This window comes from Streptomyces sp. Ac-502 (assembly GCF_045222935.1).
GTDB lineage: Bacteria > Actinomycetota > Actinomycetes > Streptomycetales > Streptomycetaceae > Streptomyces > Streptomyces monomycini.
In genome coordinates this window covers 7,116,920-7,133,677 of the sequence record NZ_JBHFFO010000001.1, presented here as the reverse complement: position 1 = coordinate 7,133,677, position 16,758 = coordinate 7,116,920, and the positions used below count along the sequence as shown (strand labels likewise).

Sequence of the window (16,758 nt, the reverse complement as noted above, 5' to 3'; positions counted from 1 at the left end):
CGGGTACGGAAGCGGGCCCGGCCGGGGGTGAGCCTCCCGGACGGCCGGTACGGGTACGGGTACGGGCCGCCACTCGCGCCGGGCACCCGTACCCGTACCGTCCCTCAGACCTGGTACCGGTCCGCCGCGAACAGGTGCACATGCTCCGCCACCCACTCCGACGTCCGCTTCAGCCCGTCCTCCAGGGACACCTCCGGCGTCCACCCGGCCCATTCGCGCGCCCGCGAATTGTCCGAAAGCAGTCGCTGGACCTCGCTCCCGGCGGGCCGCAGCCGGGAGCCCTCCACCACCACCTCGGCGTCCCGGCCGGACGCGGCGATCAGGGACCGCGCCAGGTCGCCGATGGAGATCTCCTGTCCCGTACCGAGGTTGACGACCTCGCCCAGCGCCCGGTCGCAGTCGGCCATCGCCAGGAAACCGGCCGCGGTGTCGGTGACATAGGTGAAGTCGCGGGTCGGGGTGAGCGAGCCCAGCCTGATCTCCCGGGCGCCGGAGTGCAGCTGCGCCAGGATGGTGGGGATCACGGCGCGCGCGGACTGGCGCGGGCCGTAGGTGTTGAACGGGCGGACGACCGTGACCGGCAGTTCGAAGGCGTGCCAGTGGGAGAGCGCCATCATGTCCGCGCCGATCTTCGAGGCGGAGTACGGGGACTGCGGCTGGAGCGGGTGGTCCTCGCCGATCGGCGCGGTCAGCGCGGTGCCGTACACCTCGCTGGTCGAGGTGTGCACCAGGCGGCGCACGGCGTGCCGGCGGCACGCCTCGGCGATGTTCTCGGTGCCCACGACGTTGGTCTGGACGTAGGCGCCGGGCGAGTCGTAGCTGTACGGGATGCCGATGAGGGCGGCGAGGTGGAAGACCGTGTCGCAGCCGGCCACCGCGTCCGCCACCCGGCCGGCGTCCCGCACATCGCCCGCGATCATCTCGACCGGGCTGTCCGGGCCCAGGTAGCGGGCCAGGTGCCCCTTCTCGGCGTACGGCTTGTAGTGGACGAAGGCGCGCACCTTCGCGCCGTAGCCGACGAGCTGGTCCACCAGCGTCGAGCCGATGAAGCCCTCGGCGCCGGTGACCAGGACGGTGCGGCCCTTCCAGCGGGCTTCCATGGTCGCGTGGTCGGGGGTGGCGCGGCCGGTGGTGGGGCGGTCGGTGGTGCTCATGCGGTCTCCCTCAGGTAGGTGGTGGTGGGGTGGGCTGCGGGGTGGCCGGCCAGCTTCAGGACCTTGGCGGCCAGCAGGTCGGCGGCGCGCGCGTGGGTGCCCGGGTCGGCGGCCTGGCCCATGGCCGCCAGCCGGGCGGGGTCGTCGAGCAGCGGGGTGACGAGCGCGTCCAGGCGTTCCGCAGTGGTCTCGGCGTCCGGCAGCAGGACGGCGGCGCCCGCGTCGGACAGCACCCGCGCGTTGTGGGTCTGGTGGTCACCGGGCGCGTGCGGGTACGGGACCAGGACGGACGGCATCCCGATCGTCGCCAGCTCGGCGACGGTCGCCGAGCCGGCCCGGCACACCACGAGGTCGGCGGCGGCGTAGGCCAGATCCATCCGGTCCAGGTACGGAACGGCCTCGGCGACCGCCGCACCGCCCGTCGCGACCAGCCGCTCCCGGGTCTCCTCCAGGGCCGCGGGACCGGTCTTGACCAGCAGCCGCAGATCCGTACGGGTCCGGTACCGGGCCGCGAGGCCGACCGCGGCCTCGGTGAGCCGCGCCGCGCCCAGGCTGCCGCCGTTGACGAGCAGCAGCCGGGTGCCCGCCGGCACGCCCAGCTCGCGGCGCGCCCGCTCCCGCAGCGCCGTACGGTCCAGGTTCGCCAGCGGCCCGACCAGCGGCATCCCGACCGTCTCGGCGCGCTCGCCGCCCGTCAGGTGCGCGCGGCTGCGGTCGAAGGCGAGCGCGATGTGCGGGGTGAGCCGGGCGGCGAACTTGTTGGCCCGGCCGGGCACCGCGTTGGACTCGTGGACCAGGCTGGGCAGCCCGGCCAGCCGCGCCCCGACGATGACCGGCGCGCTCGGGTAGCCGCCCATGCCGACCGCGACCTGGGCTTCCTGCTGCCGCAGGATCGAGCGGCACTGGGCGCCCGATTTCAGCAGCGCGGCGGGCAGCAGATAGCGCTTGGCGCCGAGCGACGGGTCGAAGGGAATCATGTCCACGGTGTGCAGGCGGTATCCGGCCTGCGGGATGAGCCGCGTCTCCAGCCCGCGCTCCGTACCGACGAAGGAGACCACCGCGTCGGGCACGGCCCGGCGCAGGGCGTCCGCGAGGGCGAGCCCGGGGTAGATGTGACCGCCGGTACCGCCCGCACCGATGACGACTGAGAGTGGTGTGCGCATGGCCGCCACGCTCGTCAAGCGCCCTAAGAAGGTTCTAAGACGGAGGTTTGGCAGCCTGTGTGCATGCCGTCCTCGCCTGCACCGCACCCCGCGCCCCGGAGCGCCGCCCAGCAGCCCGCCGCCGCGTCCCCGCCGAAGATCCTCGTCGTGGACGACGAACCGGAGGTACGGGCCGCCGTCGAGGACGGCCTCACCGTGGAGGGGTACGCGGTGCGCGGCGCCGCCGACGGGCTGGCCGCGCTCTCCGAGGTCGCCTCCTGGCAGCCGGACGCGATCGTGCTGGACGTGATGATGCCGGTGCTGGACGGCCTGGCGGTCTGCCGGCGGCTGCGCGCGCTGGACGACCGTACGCCGATCCTCGTGCTGACCGCGCTGGACTCGGTCAGCGAGCGGGTGGACGGGCTGGACGCGGGCGCCGACGACTACCTCGTCAAACCGTTCGCGCTGGACGAGCTGGTCGCGCGGGTGCGGGCGCTGCTGCGCCGCGCGTCGGCCGGCGCCGCCGACGACACCTCGCTGGCCTTCGCCGACCTGGTCGTCGACCCGGTGACCCGCACCGGCCACCGGGGCGGACGGCCACTGGAGTTCAGCCGTACGGAGTGGGCCCTGCTGGAACTGCTCCTGCTGCACCCCGGACAGGTGATGCCGCGTGAGGTGATCCTGGAGCGGGTCTGGGGCCGCGACTTCGGCCCGGACTCCAACTCCCTAGCGGTGTACGTCGGTTATCTGCGCCGCAAGCTGGAGGCGGACGGCGAGTCCCGGTTGGTGCACACCGTGCACGGCGTCGGCTACCGCCTGGACGAGCCGGACCAGCCGGGCCGGGGCGGCAGAGCGGGACGGGCGTGAGCGGGCGACGCGGCCTGGGCGCGCGCTGGCGGCGGCGCCGGCCGCTGCGGACCCGGCTGGCGATCGCCGCGTCCGCCGCAGTGGCCCTGGTGGCGGTCGGCATCTGCACGGCTGCGTTCTTCATCATCCGCTATCAGATGACCCGCCAGTTGGAGCTGAATCTGGCCCAGACGGCAGCCCAGTACAGCGAGAAGTTCCGCTCGTGGGGTCCGACCGCGGGCGACACGAGCTGCCGTTTCCAGGCCGTGCCCTGTGTCCAGTCGGTCCCCGCCGACAAGTCCCGGGACCCGCGCGACCCCTACGCCCTGCCGGTCGGCGACGCCACCCGCGCGGTCGCCGCCGGCCGGCACGCGCCGTACTACGACGAGCTGACCGTGGCCGGTTACCCGGTGCGCAGGTACACCGTGCGGCTGCGCGGCAAGGACGAGGCGCTCCAGGTGGCGCTGCGCACGGACACCGTGCAGCGCGGCGTCCAGAAGGCCGCGGTGGCGCTGGCGGGCGTCGGCGGCGCCGGGGTCCTGCTGGCGGCCGGGCTCGGCTACTGGGTGTCGCGCACCGGGCTGGCCCCGGTCGCCCGGCTCACCGCCACCGCCGAGCGCATCGCCGCCACCCGCGACGCCCGGCACCGCATCGAACTGCCCGCCGGTCCGCCCGGCCGCGAGGACGAGGTCACCCGCCTCGCCGCCAGCTTCAACACCATGCTCGGCGAGCTGGAGCAGTCGGTCACCGCGCAGCGCCGGCTGGTCGCGGACGCCTCCCACGAGCTGCGCACCCCGCTGACCGCGCTGCGCACCAACGCCGAACTGCTCGCCCGCGCCGACCGGCTGACCGAAGCCCAGCGCGACCGCGCGTCCGGCGCCCTGGGCCGGCAGCTGCGCGAGGTCACCACCCTCGTCAACGACCTGATCGAACTGGCCCGGGACGAGGAACCGCAGCCGCTGGTGGAGCAGGTGCGCCCGGCGGCGCTGCTGGAGCACGCGGTGGAGGCGGCCCGCGGCCACTGGCCGGAGATCACGTTCACCGTACGGGCCGACGCGGCGGCGGCCGGGGTGACCGTCCCGGGCGTACCGGCGCGGCTGTCCCGGCTGCTGTCCAACCTCCTGGACAACGCGGCGAAGTTCTCGCCGCCCGGCGGCCCGGTCGAGACGGAACTGGCCGCCACCGCGGACGGCCTGGAGCTGACCGTCCGCGACCACGGCCCCGGCATCACGGCCGAGGACCTGCCGTACGTCTTCGACCGCTTCTACCGCGCCGAGACCGCCCGCGCGCTGCCCGGCTCCGGCCTCGGCCTGGCCATGGCCCGCCAGATCGCCCGCGCCCACCGGGCCGAACTGACGGCCGCGCAGGCGCCGGGCGGCGGGGCGCTCTTCCGCCTCCGCTTCCCGGCGGGGTAGGACAGGGCCGTACGGGTTTCCGAACAGGACCTGGACCGTACGGATACCTGGAAAGGGCCGTGCAGGGTTTTGCTCAGGACCGTACGGGTTTTCGAACAGGAACGGCGTACTACCCTGGCCGGAATCACGGCCGGGTACGGGCCGAGCGGCGGACCGGAGGGGGCGGGCGGTGAGCGGACGAGCACGCCGTGCGCTGCCGGGCTTCCTGCCGCGCGCGCTGGCCGGGCTGTGGGCCGTCCTGCTGGTCCTGGCCGGGACGTCCGGGACGGCGGGGGCCACGTCCGGCCCGCCGCTGCCCGGCCCATCGGCTGCCGCCCCCGTGAGTCCGGCAGTCACCACATCCGGCCCCTTCGGCACCCCTTCCCGGCCAACGTCCGCCGCCGCACCCCGGGTGCTCACGGCACACACCGCGCCCGGCCACCCCCGGGCCGACGCCCGCACCGCCCCGGACCGGCCGGTGGCCCGCCAGACCGCCACCGCCCACATCCAGGCCGTCCTCTCCCCCACCCGCGCTTCCCCGGCCTCCCGGGCGCGCTGCCCTGCGCCTCCCCGACGGTCTCGCCACACCCCCTTCGGGTACGGCGAGACCGTCGGCCCGCGCCAGGAACGGGCGCCGCCCCGGGCCCGGTACTCCCCGCGCAGCCCGCGCGGGCCTCCCTTCGTACGGAGCAGCTGACGCCCCAGGCGTACGGCGGCCCGCAGCACCGGCATGCCCGGCGACGCCCCGACGCGCCGCCGCGGCCCGGTGCGCGCGGCCGGCCGGCGCCCCGCCTCCGTATCCCTGAAGGGGAGACCCATGCCGTCCCGCGCTCCGTCGCGGCGGCCCTGGCGTGCGCTGATCGCGCTCGCCGTCGTCGCCGTGTCCCTGTTCTTCGCCCTGACCACCCCCGCCCGCCTCGGCCTCGATCTCCGTGGCGGCACCCAGATCGTCCTGGAGACGAAGGACTCGCCCACCGCCCGTGCCGACTCCGCCGCCACCGACCGGGCCCTGGAGGTGCTGCGGCAGCGGATCGACGCGCTCGGCGTCGCCGAACCGTCGCTGTCCCGCTCCGGCGAGAAACGCATCGTCGCCGAACTGCCCGGCGTCCAGGACCCGAAGCAGGCCGTCGAGGTCATCGGCCGTACCGCGCAGCTCACCTTCCACCCCGTGCTCGCCACCCTGCCGGACCCCAAGGGCACGCCGGAGCTGAAGGCCAAGGACGACCGCACCCGCACCCTCGCCGACCCCGACGCTCCCGGCCAGGCCCTGCGGCTCGGCCCGCCCGCGCTGACCGGCGAGGGCGTCAAGGACGCGGAGGCCGTCTTCGATCCGCAGGGCGGGCGCGGCTGGACCGTCGACCTGTCCTTCCGCGGCGCCGCCGCGGACGCCTGGGCGCGGGTCACCGGCCAGGCGGCGTGCGCGGCGCCCGGCGAGCCGGCCCGGCGGGTCGCGATCGTGCTGGACGACCGGGTGATCTCCGCCCCCGGCATGCAGCAGAGCGTGCCGTGCACGACCGGCATCGCGGGCGGCAACGCCCAGATCACCGGCGGATTCAGCGACACCGAGGCCCGCGACCTGGCGGCCCTCGTCAAGGGCGGCGCCCTGCCGGTACCCGTCGAGGTCGTCGAGCAGCGCACCGTCGGGCCGACGCTGGGCGCCGACGCGATCAAGGCCAGTGCCACCGCCGCCGTCATCGGCCTGCTGTGCACCGGCGTGTTCGTCATCGTCGTCTACCGGCTGCTGGGCGCGCTGGCCACGATCGCACTCGCCGCGTACGGACTGATCTCGTACGCCGTGCTCGTCGCCCTGGGCGCCACCCTCACCCTGCCCGGCCTCGCCGGTTTCGTCCTCGCGGTCGGCATGGCGGTGGACGCCAACGTCCTGGTGTTCGAGCGGGCCAGGGAGGAGTACGCGCGCCGCGCGGCCCGCTCCGGCGGCGATCTGCGGCGCCCGCTGCGCGAGGGCTTCGGCAAGGCGTGGAGCGCGATCCTCGACTCGAACGTCACGACGCTGCTCGCCGCGGGCCTGCTGTTCTTCTTCGCCACCGGACCGGTCAAGGGCTTCGGCGTCACGCTGTCCATCGGCGTGCTGGCCTCGATGGTCTCCGCGCTGGTCATCACCCGGGTGCTGGCGGGCTGGGCGGTGCGCCGCGGGGCCGTACGGCGGCGGCCCGCCATCACCGGCATGGCGTCCGAGGGGCGGGTACGGCGGTGGCTGGCACGCCGCCGGCCGCGGCTGATGCGGCGGCGCCGCACCTGGCTGGGCGTCGGCGCCGGCCTGCTGCTGCTCGCCGTCACCGGGATCGGCGTACGCGGCCTGGAATTCGGCGTGGAGTTCACCGGCGGCCGGCTCGTCGAGTACAGCACCAGCCGTACGGTGGACGCCGAGACGGCGCGCGAGGCGGTCGCGGAGGCGGGCTTCCCGCGCGCGGTCGTCCAGGAGTCGGGCGACGGCGGGATCGCCGTACGGACCGAGCAGCTGACCGACGACGAGCAGGACCGTATCCGCACGTCCCTCCAGAAGCCCGGCGGCACGGTCGAGGTCGAGCGGGACGAGAAGATCGGGCCCAGCATGGGCAGCGAGCTGCGCGGCAAGGCGCTGATCGCACTGGGCATCGCGGTCGCCGCCCAGCTGGTCTATCTGAGCATCCGGTTCCGCTGGACGTTCGCGACGGCCGCGGTCCTGGCCATGGTGCAGGACGTGGTGCTGGTGGTGGGCCTGTTCGCGTGGCTCGGCAAACCGGTGGACAGCGTCTTCCTCGCGGCGCTGCTGACCGTCGTCGGCTACTCCGTCAACGACACGGTCGTGCTCTTCGACCGCGTACGGGAACTGCGGCGCGCCGCCAAGGGCGACCGGGCCGCGCGCGGCGCGGAGGGGCTCGCGCTCCTCGCCGACCGGGCGATCGTGCAGACCGTGCCCCGCACGGTGAACACCGGCATGGGCGCCCTGTTCGTCCTCGCCGCCCTCGCGGTACTGGGCGGCGACTCGCTGGCCGACTTCTCCGTGGCGCTGCTCGCGGGCGTCCTGTTCGGCATCGCCTCGACGATCTTCACGGCCACCCCGGCCGCCGTCGTCCTGGAGAGCCGCCACCCGGCCCCGGAGGCACCCGCGGCCCGCCCGCGCGACAAGGCGAGCGCCGGAAACGGCGCGATGGTCTGACACGGCGCCGGGGGCGGGGTCGCGCACGACCCCGCCCCCGGCACGTACCGCCGTCAGAACCCCGCCGGCTCCGTGTACACGCCCCACTCCTCGCGCAGCACGTCACAGATCTCGCCGAGCGTCGCCTCGGCCCGTACGGCCGCCAGCATCGGCTCGATCATGTTGCCGCCGCTGCGCGCGGCGTCCAGCATCGCCGCCAGCGACGCGCGCACCCGCGCGTCGTCCCGGGCCGCCTTGCGGTCCGCCAGGACCCGTACCTGGTCCCGCTCGACCTCGTGGCTGACCCGCAGGATCTCCAGGTCCCCGGTGACCGAGCCGTGGGCGCAGTTGACGCCGACGACCTTCTTCTCGCCCTTCTCCAGCGCCTGCTGGTAGCGGAAGGCGGACTCGGCGATCTCACCGGTGAACCAGCCGTCCTCGATACCGCGCAGAATGCCGGACGTCATCGGCCCGATGGGATGCTCGCCGTTCGGTACCGCCCGGGCGCCCCGCTCCTTGATCTGCTCGAAGATCTTCTCGGCGTCGGCCTCGATCCGGTCGGTCAGCGACTCGATGAACCACGAGCCGCCCAGCGGGTCGGCGACGTTGGCGACGCCGGTCTCCTCCATCAGCACCTGCTGCGTCCGCAGCGCGATCTCCGCGGCCTGCTCGCTGGGCAGGGCGAGGGTCTCGTCCAGCGCGTTGGTGTGCAGGGAGTTCGTCCCGCCGAGCACCGCGGCCAGCGCCTCGACGGCCGTCCGGACGACGTTGTTGTACGGCTGCTGGGCGGTCAGCGAGACACCGGCGGTCTGCGTGTGGAAGCGCAGCCACTGGGCCTTCTCGCTGGTCGCGCCGTACACGTCGCGCATCCAGCGGGCCCAGATGCGGCGGGCGGCCCGGAACTTCGCGATCTCCTCGAAGAAGTCCAGGTGGGCGTCGAAGAAGAAGGACAGGCCGGGCGCGAAGGTGTTCACGTCCAGGCCGCGGGAGAGGCCCAGCTCCACGTACCCGAAGCCGTCGGCGAGGGTGTACGCCAGCTCCTGCGCGGCCGTCGCGCCCGCCTCGCGGATGTGGTAACCGGAGACGGAGAGCGGCTTGTACGCGGGGATGCCGTGCGCGCAGTGCTCCATCAGGTCGCCGATCAGGCGCAGGTGGGGCTCGGGCGGGAAGAGCCATTCCTTCTGGGCGATGTACTCCTTGAAGATGTCCGTCTGGAGCGTGCCGTTCAGCACGGCCGGGTCGACGCCCTGGCGCTCGGCGGCGACCAGGTACATGCAGAAGACCGGGACGGCCGGGCCGGAGATCGTCATCGAGGTCGTCACGTCACCGAGCGGGATGTCCTTGAACAGGACCTCCATGTCGGCGGCCGAGTCGATGGCGACACCGCAGTGGCCCACCTCGCCGAGCGAACGCGGGTCGTCGGAGTCCCGCCCCATCAGCGTCGGCATGTCGAAGGCGACGGAGAGGCCGCCGCCCCCCGCCTTCAGGATCATCTTGTACCGCTCGTTGGTCTGCTCGGCGTTGCCGAAGCCCGCGAACTGGCGGATGGTCCACGTACGGCCGCGGTAGCCGGTCGGGTACAGCCCGCGCGTGAAGGGGTACTCCCCGGCCAGCCGATGCGCTCGAATCCCTCGACCGAGTCGCCGGGGCGGGGGCCGTACGCCGGCTCCACGCTGTCGCCGGAGAGCGTGGTGAAGTCCGCGTCCCGCTTACGGGCGGAGTCGTACCGGGCCTGCCAGCGACGGCGGCCCTCTTCGATCGCGTCAGCGTCCATGCTCACAAATTTACTAGGACGTCCTACTAATTGTCGATGGCTGACGGCCGGAAGTCACCGGACGGCGCCCGTCCGGCCCTGCGCGAAGGCCGCCGGACGTACCCGGCGGCCGTGCGACGACCGTACGGCGTCCGTACGCTCCCTCAGACCTTCGCGGGCTGCGGCGTACCGTCCGCGACCAGCGGCTCGATCTCCCGGACGACCTTGCGCTCGACGAAGAAGGCGGCGGTCGGGATGGTGCCGGAGATCAGCACCCACAGCAGCTTGCCGAACTTCCACTTCGCCTTGGACCCCAGGTCGAAGGCGAAGACGAGGTAGATGATGTAGAGCACGCCGTGGATCTGCGAGACCACGAGCGTGAGGTCCTTGCCCGTGTCGAAGCCGTACTTGGCCACCATGCAGGCGCACAGGACGAGGAGCATGACGGCGGTGACGTAGGCCATCACCCGGTAACGGGTCAGCACGCTGCGTTTCATGCTCCGAGCGTAACCGCCCGTTCCGGGGCGATCTTCGCCGCCCCTACCACGGATCACTCGTCCCGGAAATCACCGGCCGCGACCCGCAGCGGCCGCAGCATCGCGAAGATCTCCCCGCACTCCTCGGCGCTGTAGGCCCCCAGCCCGAACTCCATCGCCATCAGGTCACGCGTCGCCTTGTCACAGGTCACCCGCCCCTGCTCGGTGATGGACGCCAGCGTGCCGCGCCCGTCGTTGGGATTCGGCCGCTTGTCCACCAGCCCGGACCTCACCAGCCGGTCGACGGTGTTGGTCACCGACGTCGGGTGGACCATCAGCCGCTCCCCGATCTTCGACATGGGCAGCTCCCCCGCCTTGGAGAAGGTGAGCAGCACCAGCGCCTCGTACCGCGCGAACGTCAGCCCGTACGGCTTGAGCACCGCGTCCACCTCGGACAGCAGGATCTGCTGCGCCCGCATGACCGAAGTGATCGCGGCCATGGACGGCACAGCTCCCCATCGTCGCTGCCACAGTTCGTCGGCACGGGCAATGGGATCGAAGGCAAGACTGAGCGGCTTCGGCACGCCATCGACCCTACCGGTCGGCCAAAACGTGGTCAGCCCTGTCTCAGGTTTCGGTACCCGGGTGGATCAACTCTCGGCATCGGCGACCGCGCGGACCCGGCCGACCTGCTCGAAGACCGTCGACCACCAGCGGTCCGGCTGCGCGAACGCGTACCGGTCACGGGTCCGCGGATACTCCACGAGCCGCTGCGTGTACGGGCCGCGATCCTGCGGCGCGGCATGCTCCAGAAGCCTGGCACGCAGCCGACGTCCCGGTTCGTGAAGTGGCCGAGCATCCGCGGATCGCGCCGCGCGCCCGGACCGCCGGTCCGGAGCTCGTCGATGTGATCGGGCTCCAGCTTACGGGCAGCTTCCGCGGCCTCCGAAGGAGTCCCTTCGGGCGGGAACCTCGCTCGTTGCCCGGATCGCGTTGCGCCGCACCTCGAACACCACCACCCCCACCGCCACCACCCCCACCACCCCTCCAGCCGGCATCACCGCCCACAGGGGTGCGTACTCGGCTGCGAGGCCCGCCGCGCCCATTCCCAGGCCCATGACCGTCATGCGGCCCGCCTGCATCACCGTCATCGCCTGGCCCAGCAGGGCTTCGGGTACGGCGGCCGCGAACCAGCGGTCCACGCCGAAGTTGTAGGCGATGCCGGTGCCGGTCAGGGCGAGGAGTGCAACGGCCCAGCCGAGGGAGGGCGCGCTGCGAAGCCCAGGGAGGGGAGGACGCAGAAGATGCCGAGAGGGAAGGTCAGGCGGGTGCGGGCCCGGGGACCGAGGAAGGTGCCGGCCAGGGTTTCGGCGGTGATCGCGCCGATGGGCATGGCGCACATGAGCAGGCCGGCCGCTGCCGGGCCCGCGCCGAGGGAGTCCGCGTACGGGATGAGCAGCGCCTCGGGGATGACGACGAAGGTCGGGGGAAGCCAGGTCAGCAGGAAGAGGGCTCGGACGCGGCGGTCGGAGAGGAGTTGGCGGGTGCCGGTCAGGGAGGCGCCCAGCAGTGCCCCGGGGCCGTACAGCGCGCCGGGCGGGCGTGGGTGCCCAGGCGCAGGAGGAGGGCCGATCCGAGGAAGGTGCCGGTGGTGATGGCCAACACCGCGCCGGGTGTCACGGCGGCCAGCAGCAATCCCCCGGCGGCGAAGCCGACGAGTTGCGCGCCTTGGTTGACGATGCGGATCAGCGAGCGTCCCAGGACGAACAGGTCGCCCTCTCCCAGCACGTCGCCCAGCGTCCCGGCCCGTGTCCCGGCGAAGACGGGGGCGATGGCGGCGGTCGCGCAGCGCAGCGCCAGTAGTACGGCGACCGGTGTGCCCGGGACCGGCATCGCGGCGGCGCAGCCCGCGCACAGCAGGTCGCAGACGACGAGGACGCGGCGGGCCGGGTAGCGGTCGGCGACGGCGGAGAGGAGTGTGCCGCCGATGACGTACGGCAGCAGGCCGAGCGCGAAGGTCAGCGCGCTCAGCAGGGGCGACCCGGTGAGCTGGTAGACGAGTACGGAGAGCGCGATCTCGCAGAGGACGACGCCGAGGGAGGAGAGGAGGTGTGCGGCGAAGACGGAGCGGAATTCGGGGGTGGAGAAGACGGCGCGGTAGCCGGTTCCGGTGGGTGGTGGCGGCGGCTCCGGGCGCGGGTCGGCGGGGCCCGTGGTGGCGGGCCCGGAGGGGGTGGCGGGCATGGGGGCAGCGTGCCGGGCCTGGCCCGCGCTCCCCAGTTGTTCGGCAGCGGGCGAATCCATGACGGGTTCGGCCGTCCGGTGGGAAGAGTGGGGGTAAGAGGAGAGGGGGCCTCGGCCATGCCGCTGGACATGCGCTTCGGCGCGGACGACCTGCTGCGCATCCGCTTCGCCATTTCGCCGCTCTGCGAGACCCACGAAGCCGTACGGACCCTGTTACGCACCGACCGGCACGGCTACCACCTGCCCTGGCTGCGGCGGATGCGCGCGGCGCTGGCGGGCCTGGACCTGTCCGCGCTGCGGCTGCTGATGCCGTCGCCGCAGCCCGGCTACACCCCCGACTTCCTGGGGCCGCCGCCGGAGTCGTCGCTCGCGCCCTTCGAGGAGGAACTGGCGCGGGTGCGGGCCACGGACCCTGCCGTCGCCCACGCGGAGCTGGCCAAGTCGCTGGCCTGCACGCCGGGGGCCGCCGAGTCCCCGCGCGGCCGGGCGATGCTGACGGACCCGACCGCCGCCGTGCGGGAGCTGGCCGACGCCACCGAACGGGCGTGGCACGCGCTGCTGGCCCCGGACTGGCCGCGGCTGCGCGCGCTGCTGGAGGCCGAGGTCGCCTACCGGTCCCGGCAGCTGGCGAGCGACGGGCTGGAGAAGCTGTTCGCGGACCTCAGCCCGCGGATCACCTGGTCCGGCGGCACCCTCACGGTCCGTACCCGCGCGCACTTCCTGCAGATCCAGGAGCTGGACGGGCGGGGCGTCCTGCTGATGCCGAGCGTCTTCGTGTGGCCCGACGTGGTGAGCGCCTACGAACCGCACTGGCAGCCCACCGTCCTGTACCCGGCGCGCGGCATCGGCGGCCTGTGGCAGGAGCCGGAGGCCGGCCCGGCGCTGGCCCGGCTGCTCGGCGTGAACCGGGCGGCGGTGCTCGTCGCGCTGGACGAGCCGGCCTCGACCACGGCGCTGGCGCAGCGGCTGGGCCTCGCCCCCTCGTCGGTGTCGGCGCAGCTGTCGGTGCTGCGCGGCGCCGGACTGCTGACCTCGCGCCGCCACGGGCACGAGGTGCTGTACGAGCGCACACCGTTGGGCATCGCGCTCAGCGCGGGGAGTGCGGGCGGCACGCCACCGCGCTGAGACGTGCCGGGTCAGTTGCCGGAGTCCGCCGCGAGGTGGCGCTCGACGGTCTCGACCTTGGAGGTCAGGCCGTCGGTGACGGAGGGCCGGATGTCGGCCTTCAGGACGAGCGAGACCCGTCCGGCGCGCGCCTCGACGGCGCCCACGGCACGCTTGACGACGTCCATGACCTCGTCCCACTCGCCCTCGATGGACGTGAACATGGCGTCCGTACGGTTGGGCAGCCCGGACTCGCGGACCACCCGCACGGCGTCGGCGACGTACTCCCCGACGTCCTCGCCCACGCCCAGCGGGCTCACCGAGAAGGCGACGATCATGCGTTGACCACGCCTTCCCGGCGGGCGCGGGCGGCGATGACGGTGGCCTCGGCCTCGCGCTTGAGCATCCGCTCGGCGAAGAAGCCGCCGGTCGGCAGCACGGAGAGCACGAAGTACAGCGCGGCCGTCTTGAACTGCCACTTGGTGCGGTTCCAGGCGTCCAGCCAGAACACCACGTACAGGATGAACAGGACGCCGTGCACCATGCCCATCACCATCACGCCGTCGAAGCTGGTGGTCCGCTTGAGGACCGAGCAGACGAGCAACAGCAGGAACGAAACCGCCTCGGGGGCGGAGACCAGGCGGAGCCGGCGCAGGGCGGAAGCGGTCTTGATGTCCACGGGAACCTCGTTCGGGTGGCAGGGGGCGGCACGAAGCGCTTGTGCGGCATTTCACAAGGGCGTCACCATTGTTGCAGGCCCGCAAAGGATCACTGTTCAGGGGTCGGTGCGCCGGTTACCTTCGACCCTGTGGCTCAGTTTCGGCTCCAGGGGAGCAAAGTGCTCGCCGTCGACATGACCGGCGATGCCGTCAAGGCGAAGAACGGCGCGATGGTCGCCTACGACGGCCGGATGACGTTCAAGAAGATGACCGGCGGCGGTGACGGGCTGCGCGGCATGGTCACCCGCCGGCTGACCGGCGAACAGATGGAAGTGATGGAGGTGAAAGGCCACGGGACCTGCTACTTCGCCGACCGCGCGAGCGAGATCAACCTCGTACAGCTGAACGGCGAGAAGCTGTACGTGGAGGCCAGCAACCTGCTGTGCACCGACGCCGCGCTGCGCACCGGCACCACCTTCACCGGACTGCGCGGCGCCTCGCAGGGCAACGGCCTGTTCACCACCACCGTCGAGGGCAGCGGCCAGGCCGCCATCGTCTCCGACGGACCCGCCGTGGTGCTGCGCGTCACCAAGCAGTACCCGCTCCAGGTCGACCCGGGCGCGTACGTCGCGCACACCGGCGACCTCAAGCAGCACTTCCAGTCCGGGGTGAACTTCCGCACCTTCATGGGCGAGGGCTCGGGCGAGTCCTTCCAGATCCGCTTCGAGGGCGAGGGCCTGGTGTACGTACAGCCCAGCGAGCGCAACACCGTCGGCGGGGAGATCTGATGCCGTTCACCCTCGTCAACTCCCGCATGGTGCGGGCGCAGATCGGCCCGGGGCAGCGGATGTACAGCCAGCGCGGCGCGATGCTCGCCTACCAGGGCGACGTCAACTTCACCCCGAACATCCAGGGCGGCCAGGGCGGCATCGGCTCGATGATCGGCCGGCGGATCGCGAACGAGGCGACGCCGCTGATGACCGTGGAGGGAGCGGGACGGTCCTCTTCGGGCACGGCGGTCACCACATCCACGTCGTCGACCTGACCGGCGAGACCCTGTACGTCGAGGCGGACCGGCTGCTCGCCTTCGACGGGACGCTCCAGCAGGGCACGATGTTCATGGGCTCGCAGGGCGGCGTGATGGGCATGGTGCGCGGCCAGGTCACCGGCCAGGGCCTGTTCACCACGACCCTCAAGGGGCAGGGCGCGGTGGCCGTGATGGCGCACGGCGGCGTCATCGAGCTGCCCATCACCCCGCGGGGGGCCGTCCACGTCGACCCGCAGGCGTACGTGGCGCACCGCGGCGACGTCCGCAACAAGCTCTCCACGGCCCTCGGCTGGCGCGACATGGTCGGCCGCGGCTCGGGAGAGGCGTTCCAGCTGGAGCTGTCCGGCCAGGGCACCGTCTACGTACAGGCGTCGGAGGAGAAACTGTGACCGGTCCCGTCGTTCTCGACCCCCACACCCTCCCCTCGGACGACAACGTCAACGAGTACACCTTCAGCGTCGACCTGAACGGCCAGTGGTTCCTGCAGAAGGGGAAGATGATCGCCTACTACGGGCGGATCGACTTCCAGGGCATCGGGCACGGCGCGCTGGACCGCTTGGTCGCCCACAGTTTCCATTCGCCATTGCACGCGGCGGACTGGGTCGTCGCCGAGGGCCAGGGCAAGATGCTCCTCGCCGACCGGGCGTTCGACGTCAATTCCTACGATCTCGAAGACGGCAACCTGACCATTCGCTCGGGCAACTTGCTCGCCTTTCAGCCATCTCTGTCGCTGAAGCAGTCGATCATTCCGGGCTTCCTCACGCTGATCGGCACGGGCACGTTCGTGGCCGCCTCCAACGGCCCGGTCGTCTTCATGGAGCCGCCGATCCGGGTGGACCCGCAGGCCCTGGTGGGCTGGGCCGACTGCCCCTCGCCCTGCCACCACTACGACCACCAGTACCTGCGGGGATTCCTGGGCGGCGTACGGGCGCACACGGGCCTGGGCGGAGTCTCCGGCGAGGAGCACCAGTTCGAGTTCGTCGGGGCGGGCACAGTGCTGCTCCAGTCCACCGAGCAGCTGATGCCCGAGCTGGCGACGGGGGAGGTCACGGCCGAGGCGGGGGTGCCGGGCGGGGGTGAGGCAACGCGCCAAAGTGGCTCACAACCGCCGCAGCTGCCGGGTGCCCTCGGGGGCTCCAGCGCCGCTTCGGGCTGTGAGCGGTAGTCTGCGGACGGTGACCTCGAACGTCTGAGCAAGCGCCCGACCGAGCGCCTGAGCCATGTCACAGCCATGACTAATTCGATATTCAACTTTCACGGGTAGAATTCATTCATGACGACCGACAGCGACACTCCCTGGCTGACCGAGCAGGAGCAGCGAGCCTGGCGTACCCATCTGGACGTCAGCCGGCTGCTGATGCACCAGCTGGAGCGCGACCTGCAGCCGTTCGGACTGACCAACAACGACTACGAGATCCTGGTCAACCTCTCCGAGGCCGAGGACCGGCGGCTGCGCATGAGCGATCTGGCGGCCGCCACCCTCCAGTCCAAGAGCCGCCTGTCCCACCAGATCACCCGGATGGAGAACGCGGGCCTGGTACGCCGGGAGAGCTGCGAGTCCGACCGCCGCGGCCTGTACGCGGTGCTCACGGACGACGGCTGGGACACCATGCGCCGGGTCGCGCCGCACCACGTCGCGTCCGTACGCCGGCACTTCATCGACCTGTTCGACTCCGAGAACCTCGAATCCCTGCGGGCGTCCCTGACCCCGGTGGCCGAGCACCTCCGGGGCCGCCGCGGCAAGGTCTGACGGCTGCGCCGCCGGGGGTACGGGCCTGGCCGTCGCGCACCACGGGCGG

Annotated in this window: 13 protein-coding genes and 4 pseudogenes; 9 read left to right on the top strand and 8 right to left on the bottom strand. The window is 72.7% G+C overall.

All coding sequences use genetic code 11. The features are described from left to right. Positions 1-104: 104 nt before the first annotated feature. Positions 105-1,100, bottom strand: a complete 996-nt coding sequence (locus ACEXOX_RS32620) for a GDP-mannose 4,6-dehydratase (RefSeq protein ID WP_406526543.1) — start codon at positions 1,098-1,100, stop codon at positions 105-107. Positions 1,101-1,150: 50 nt separating this feature from the next. Then, a complete protein-coding gene (locus ACEXOX_RS32615; protein WP_406524565.1) occupies positions 1,151-2,317 on the bottom strand; it encodes a UDP-N-acetylglucosamine--N-acetylmuramyl-(pentapeptide) pyrophosphoryl-undecaprenol N-acetylglucosamine transferase in 1,167 nt (388 codons plus the stop codon). A 63-nt stretch (positions 2,318-2,380) separates the two neighbouring features. On the opposite strand from ACEXOX_RS32615, the gene ACEXOX_RS32610 reads away from it, so the two are divergent. From ACEXOX_RS32610 to secD, 4 genes are all read left to right on the top strand, one after another. Beyond that, a complete protein-coding gene (locus tag ACEXOX_RS32610; protein WP_078624582.1) occupies positions 2,381-3,163 on the top strand; it encodes a response regulator transcription factor in 783 nt (260 codons plus the stop codon). Beyond that, positions 3,160-4,557, top strand: a complete 1,398-nt coding sequence (locus ACEXOX_RS32605) for a sensor histidine kinase (RefSeq protein WP_406524564.1) — start codon at positions 3,160-3,162, stop codon at positions 4,555-4,557. The genes ACEXOX_RS32610 and ACEXOX_RS32605 overlap by 4 nt, the downstream gene beginning before the upstream one ends. A 169-nt stretch (positions 4,558-4,726) precedes the next feature. Continuing rightward, positions 4,727-5,233, top strand: coding sequence for a hypothetical protein (locus ACEXOX_RS32600; protein ID WP_406524563.1), 507 nt, complete (start codon positions 4,727-4,729; stop codon positions 5,231-5,233). A gap of 120 nt (positions 5,234-5,353) precedes the next feature. Continuing rightward, positions 5,354-7,696: a protein translocase subunit SecD gene (gene secD / locus ACEXOX_RS32595; RefSeq protein WP_406524562.1), complete on the top strand. Its 2,343-nt coding sequence runs from the start codon at positions 5,354-5,356 to the stop codon at positions 7,694-7,696. A 53-nt stretch (positions 7,697-7,749) separates the two neighbouring features. Here the strand turns inward: secD and ACEXOX_RS32590 are convergent. The 4 genes and pseudogenes from ACEXOX_RS32590 to ACEXOX_RS32575 form a co-directional block, all read right to left on the bottom strand. Further along, positions 7,750-9,449 (bottom strand): annotated as a pseudogene (locus ACEXOX_RS32590) (methylmalonyl-CoA mutase). Between the two features lie 143 nt (positions 9,450-9,592). After that, positions 9,593-9,925: a DUF3817 domain-containing protein gene (locus ACEXOX_RS32585; protein ID WP_030023405.1), complete on the bottom strand. Its 333-nt coding sequence runs from the start codon at positions 9,923-9,925 to the stop codon at positions 9,593-9,595. 53 nt (positions 9,926-9,978) lie between these two features. Beyond that, positions 9,979-10,488: a MarR family winged helix-turn-helix transcriptional regulator gene (locus ACEXOX_RS32580; RefSeq protein ID WP_406524561.1), complete on the bottom strand. Its 510-nt coding sequence runs from the start codon at positions 10,486-10,488 to the stop codon at positions 9,979-9,981. 339 nt (positions 10,489-10,827) lie between these two features. Further along, a pseudogene (locus ACEXOX_RS32575) lies at positions 10,828-12,148 on the bottom strand (MFS transporter). 117 nt (positions 12,149-12,265) lie between these two features. On the opposite strand from ACEXOX_RS32575, the gene ACEXOX_RS32570 reads away from it, so the two are divergent. Then, positions 12,266-13,273: a DUF5937 family protein gene (locus ACEXOX_RS32570; protein WP_406524560.1), complete on the top strand. Its 1,008-nt coding sequence runs from the start codon at positions 12,266-12,268 to the stop codon at positions 13,271-13,273. A gap of 11 nt (positions 13,274-13,284) precedes the next feature. Here the strand turns inward: ACEXOX_RS32570 and ACEXOX_RS32565 are convergent, their stop codons facing one another. Both ACEXOX_RS32565 and ACEXOX_RS32560 read right to left on the bottom strand, forming a co-directional pair. Continuing rightward, positions 13,285-13,590, bottom strand: coding sequence for an MTH1187 family thiamine-binding protein (locus ACEXOX_RS32565; RefSeq protein WP_406524559.1), 306 nt, complete (start codon positions 13,588-13,590; stop codon positions 13,285-13,287). After that, a complete protein-coding gene (locus ACEXOX_RS32560; RefSeq protein WP_125054207.1) occupies positions 13,587-13,931 on the bottom strand; it encodes a DUF3817 domain-containing protein in 345 nt (114 codons plus the stop codon). The genes ACEXOX_RS32565 and ACEXOX_RS32560 overlap by 4 nt, the downstream gene beginning before the upstream one ends. A 129-nt stretch (positions 13,932-14,060) precedes the next feature. Here ACEXOX_RS32560 and ACEXOX_RS32555 point away from each other — a divergent pair, with 129 nt between their 5' ends. From ACEXOX_RS32555 to ACEXOX_RS32540, 4 genes and pseudogenes are all read left to right on the top strand, one after another. Further along, entirely contained in the window at positions 14,061-14,699 is a 639-nt protein-coding gene (locus tag ACEXOX_RS32555) for an AIM24 family protein (protein ID WP_406524558.1), read from the top strand. Further along, positions 14,699-15,348, top strand: a pseudogene (locus ACEXOX_RS32550) (AIM24 family protein). Before ACEXOX_RS32555 ends, ACEXOX_RS32550 begins: the two are co-directional and overlap by 1 nt. Further along, positions 15,345-16,117: pseudogene (locus ACEXOX_RS32545) on the top strand (AIM24 family protein). Before ACEXOX_RS32550 ends, ACEXOX_RS32545 begins: the two co-directional pseudogenes overlap by 4 nt. A gap of 115 nt (positions 16,118-16,232) precedes the next feature. Next, positions 16,233-16,709 (top strand): MarR family winged helix-turn-helix transcriptional regulator, encoded by a 477-nt coding sequence (locus ACEXOX_RS32540; RefSeq protein ID WP_406524557.1) that lies wholly within the window; start codon positions 16,233-16,235, stop codon positions 16,707-16,709. Positions 16,710-16,758 lie beyond the last annotated feature (49 nt).

Bases quoted from the DNA above. Each gene is read 5' to 3' on its own strand.
- ACEXOX_RS32620 (WP_406526543.1), bottom strand. From the start codon at position 1,100: ATGGAAGCCCGCTGGAAGGGCCGCACCGTCCTGGTCACCGGCGCCGAG.
- ACEXOX_RS32615 (WP_406524565.1), bottom strand. From the start codon at position 2,317: ATGCGCACACCACTCTCAGTCGTCATCGGTGCGGGCGGTACCGGCGGT.
- ACEXOX_RS32610 (WP_078624582.1), top strand. From the start codon at position 2,381: ATGCCGTCCTCGCCTGCACCGCACCCCGCGCCCCGGAGCGCCGCCCAG.
- secD (WP_406524562.1), top strand. From the start codon at position 5,354: ATGCCGTCCCGCGCTCCGTCGCGGCGGCCCTGGCGTGCGCTGATCGCG.
- ACEXOX_RS32585 (WP_030023405.1), bottom strand. From the start codon at position 9,925: ATGAAACGCAGCGTGCTGACCCGTTACCGGGTGATGGCCTACGTCACC.
- ACEXOX_RS32570 (WP_406524560.1), top strand. From the start codon at position 12,266: ATGCCGCTGGACATGCGCTTCGGCGCGGACGACCTGCTGCGCATCCGC.
- ACEXOX_RS32565 (WP_406524559.1), bottom strand. From the start codon at position 13,590: ATGATCGTCGCCTTCTCGGTGAGCCCGCTGGGCGTGGGCGAGGACGTC.
- ACEXOX_RS32540 (WP_406524557.1), top strand. From the start codon at position 16,233: ATGACGACCGACAGCGACACTCCCTGGCTGACCGAGCAGGAGCAGCGA.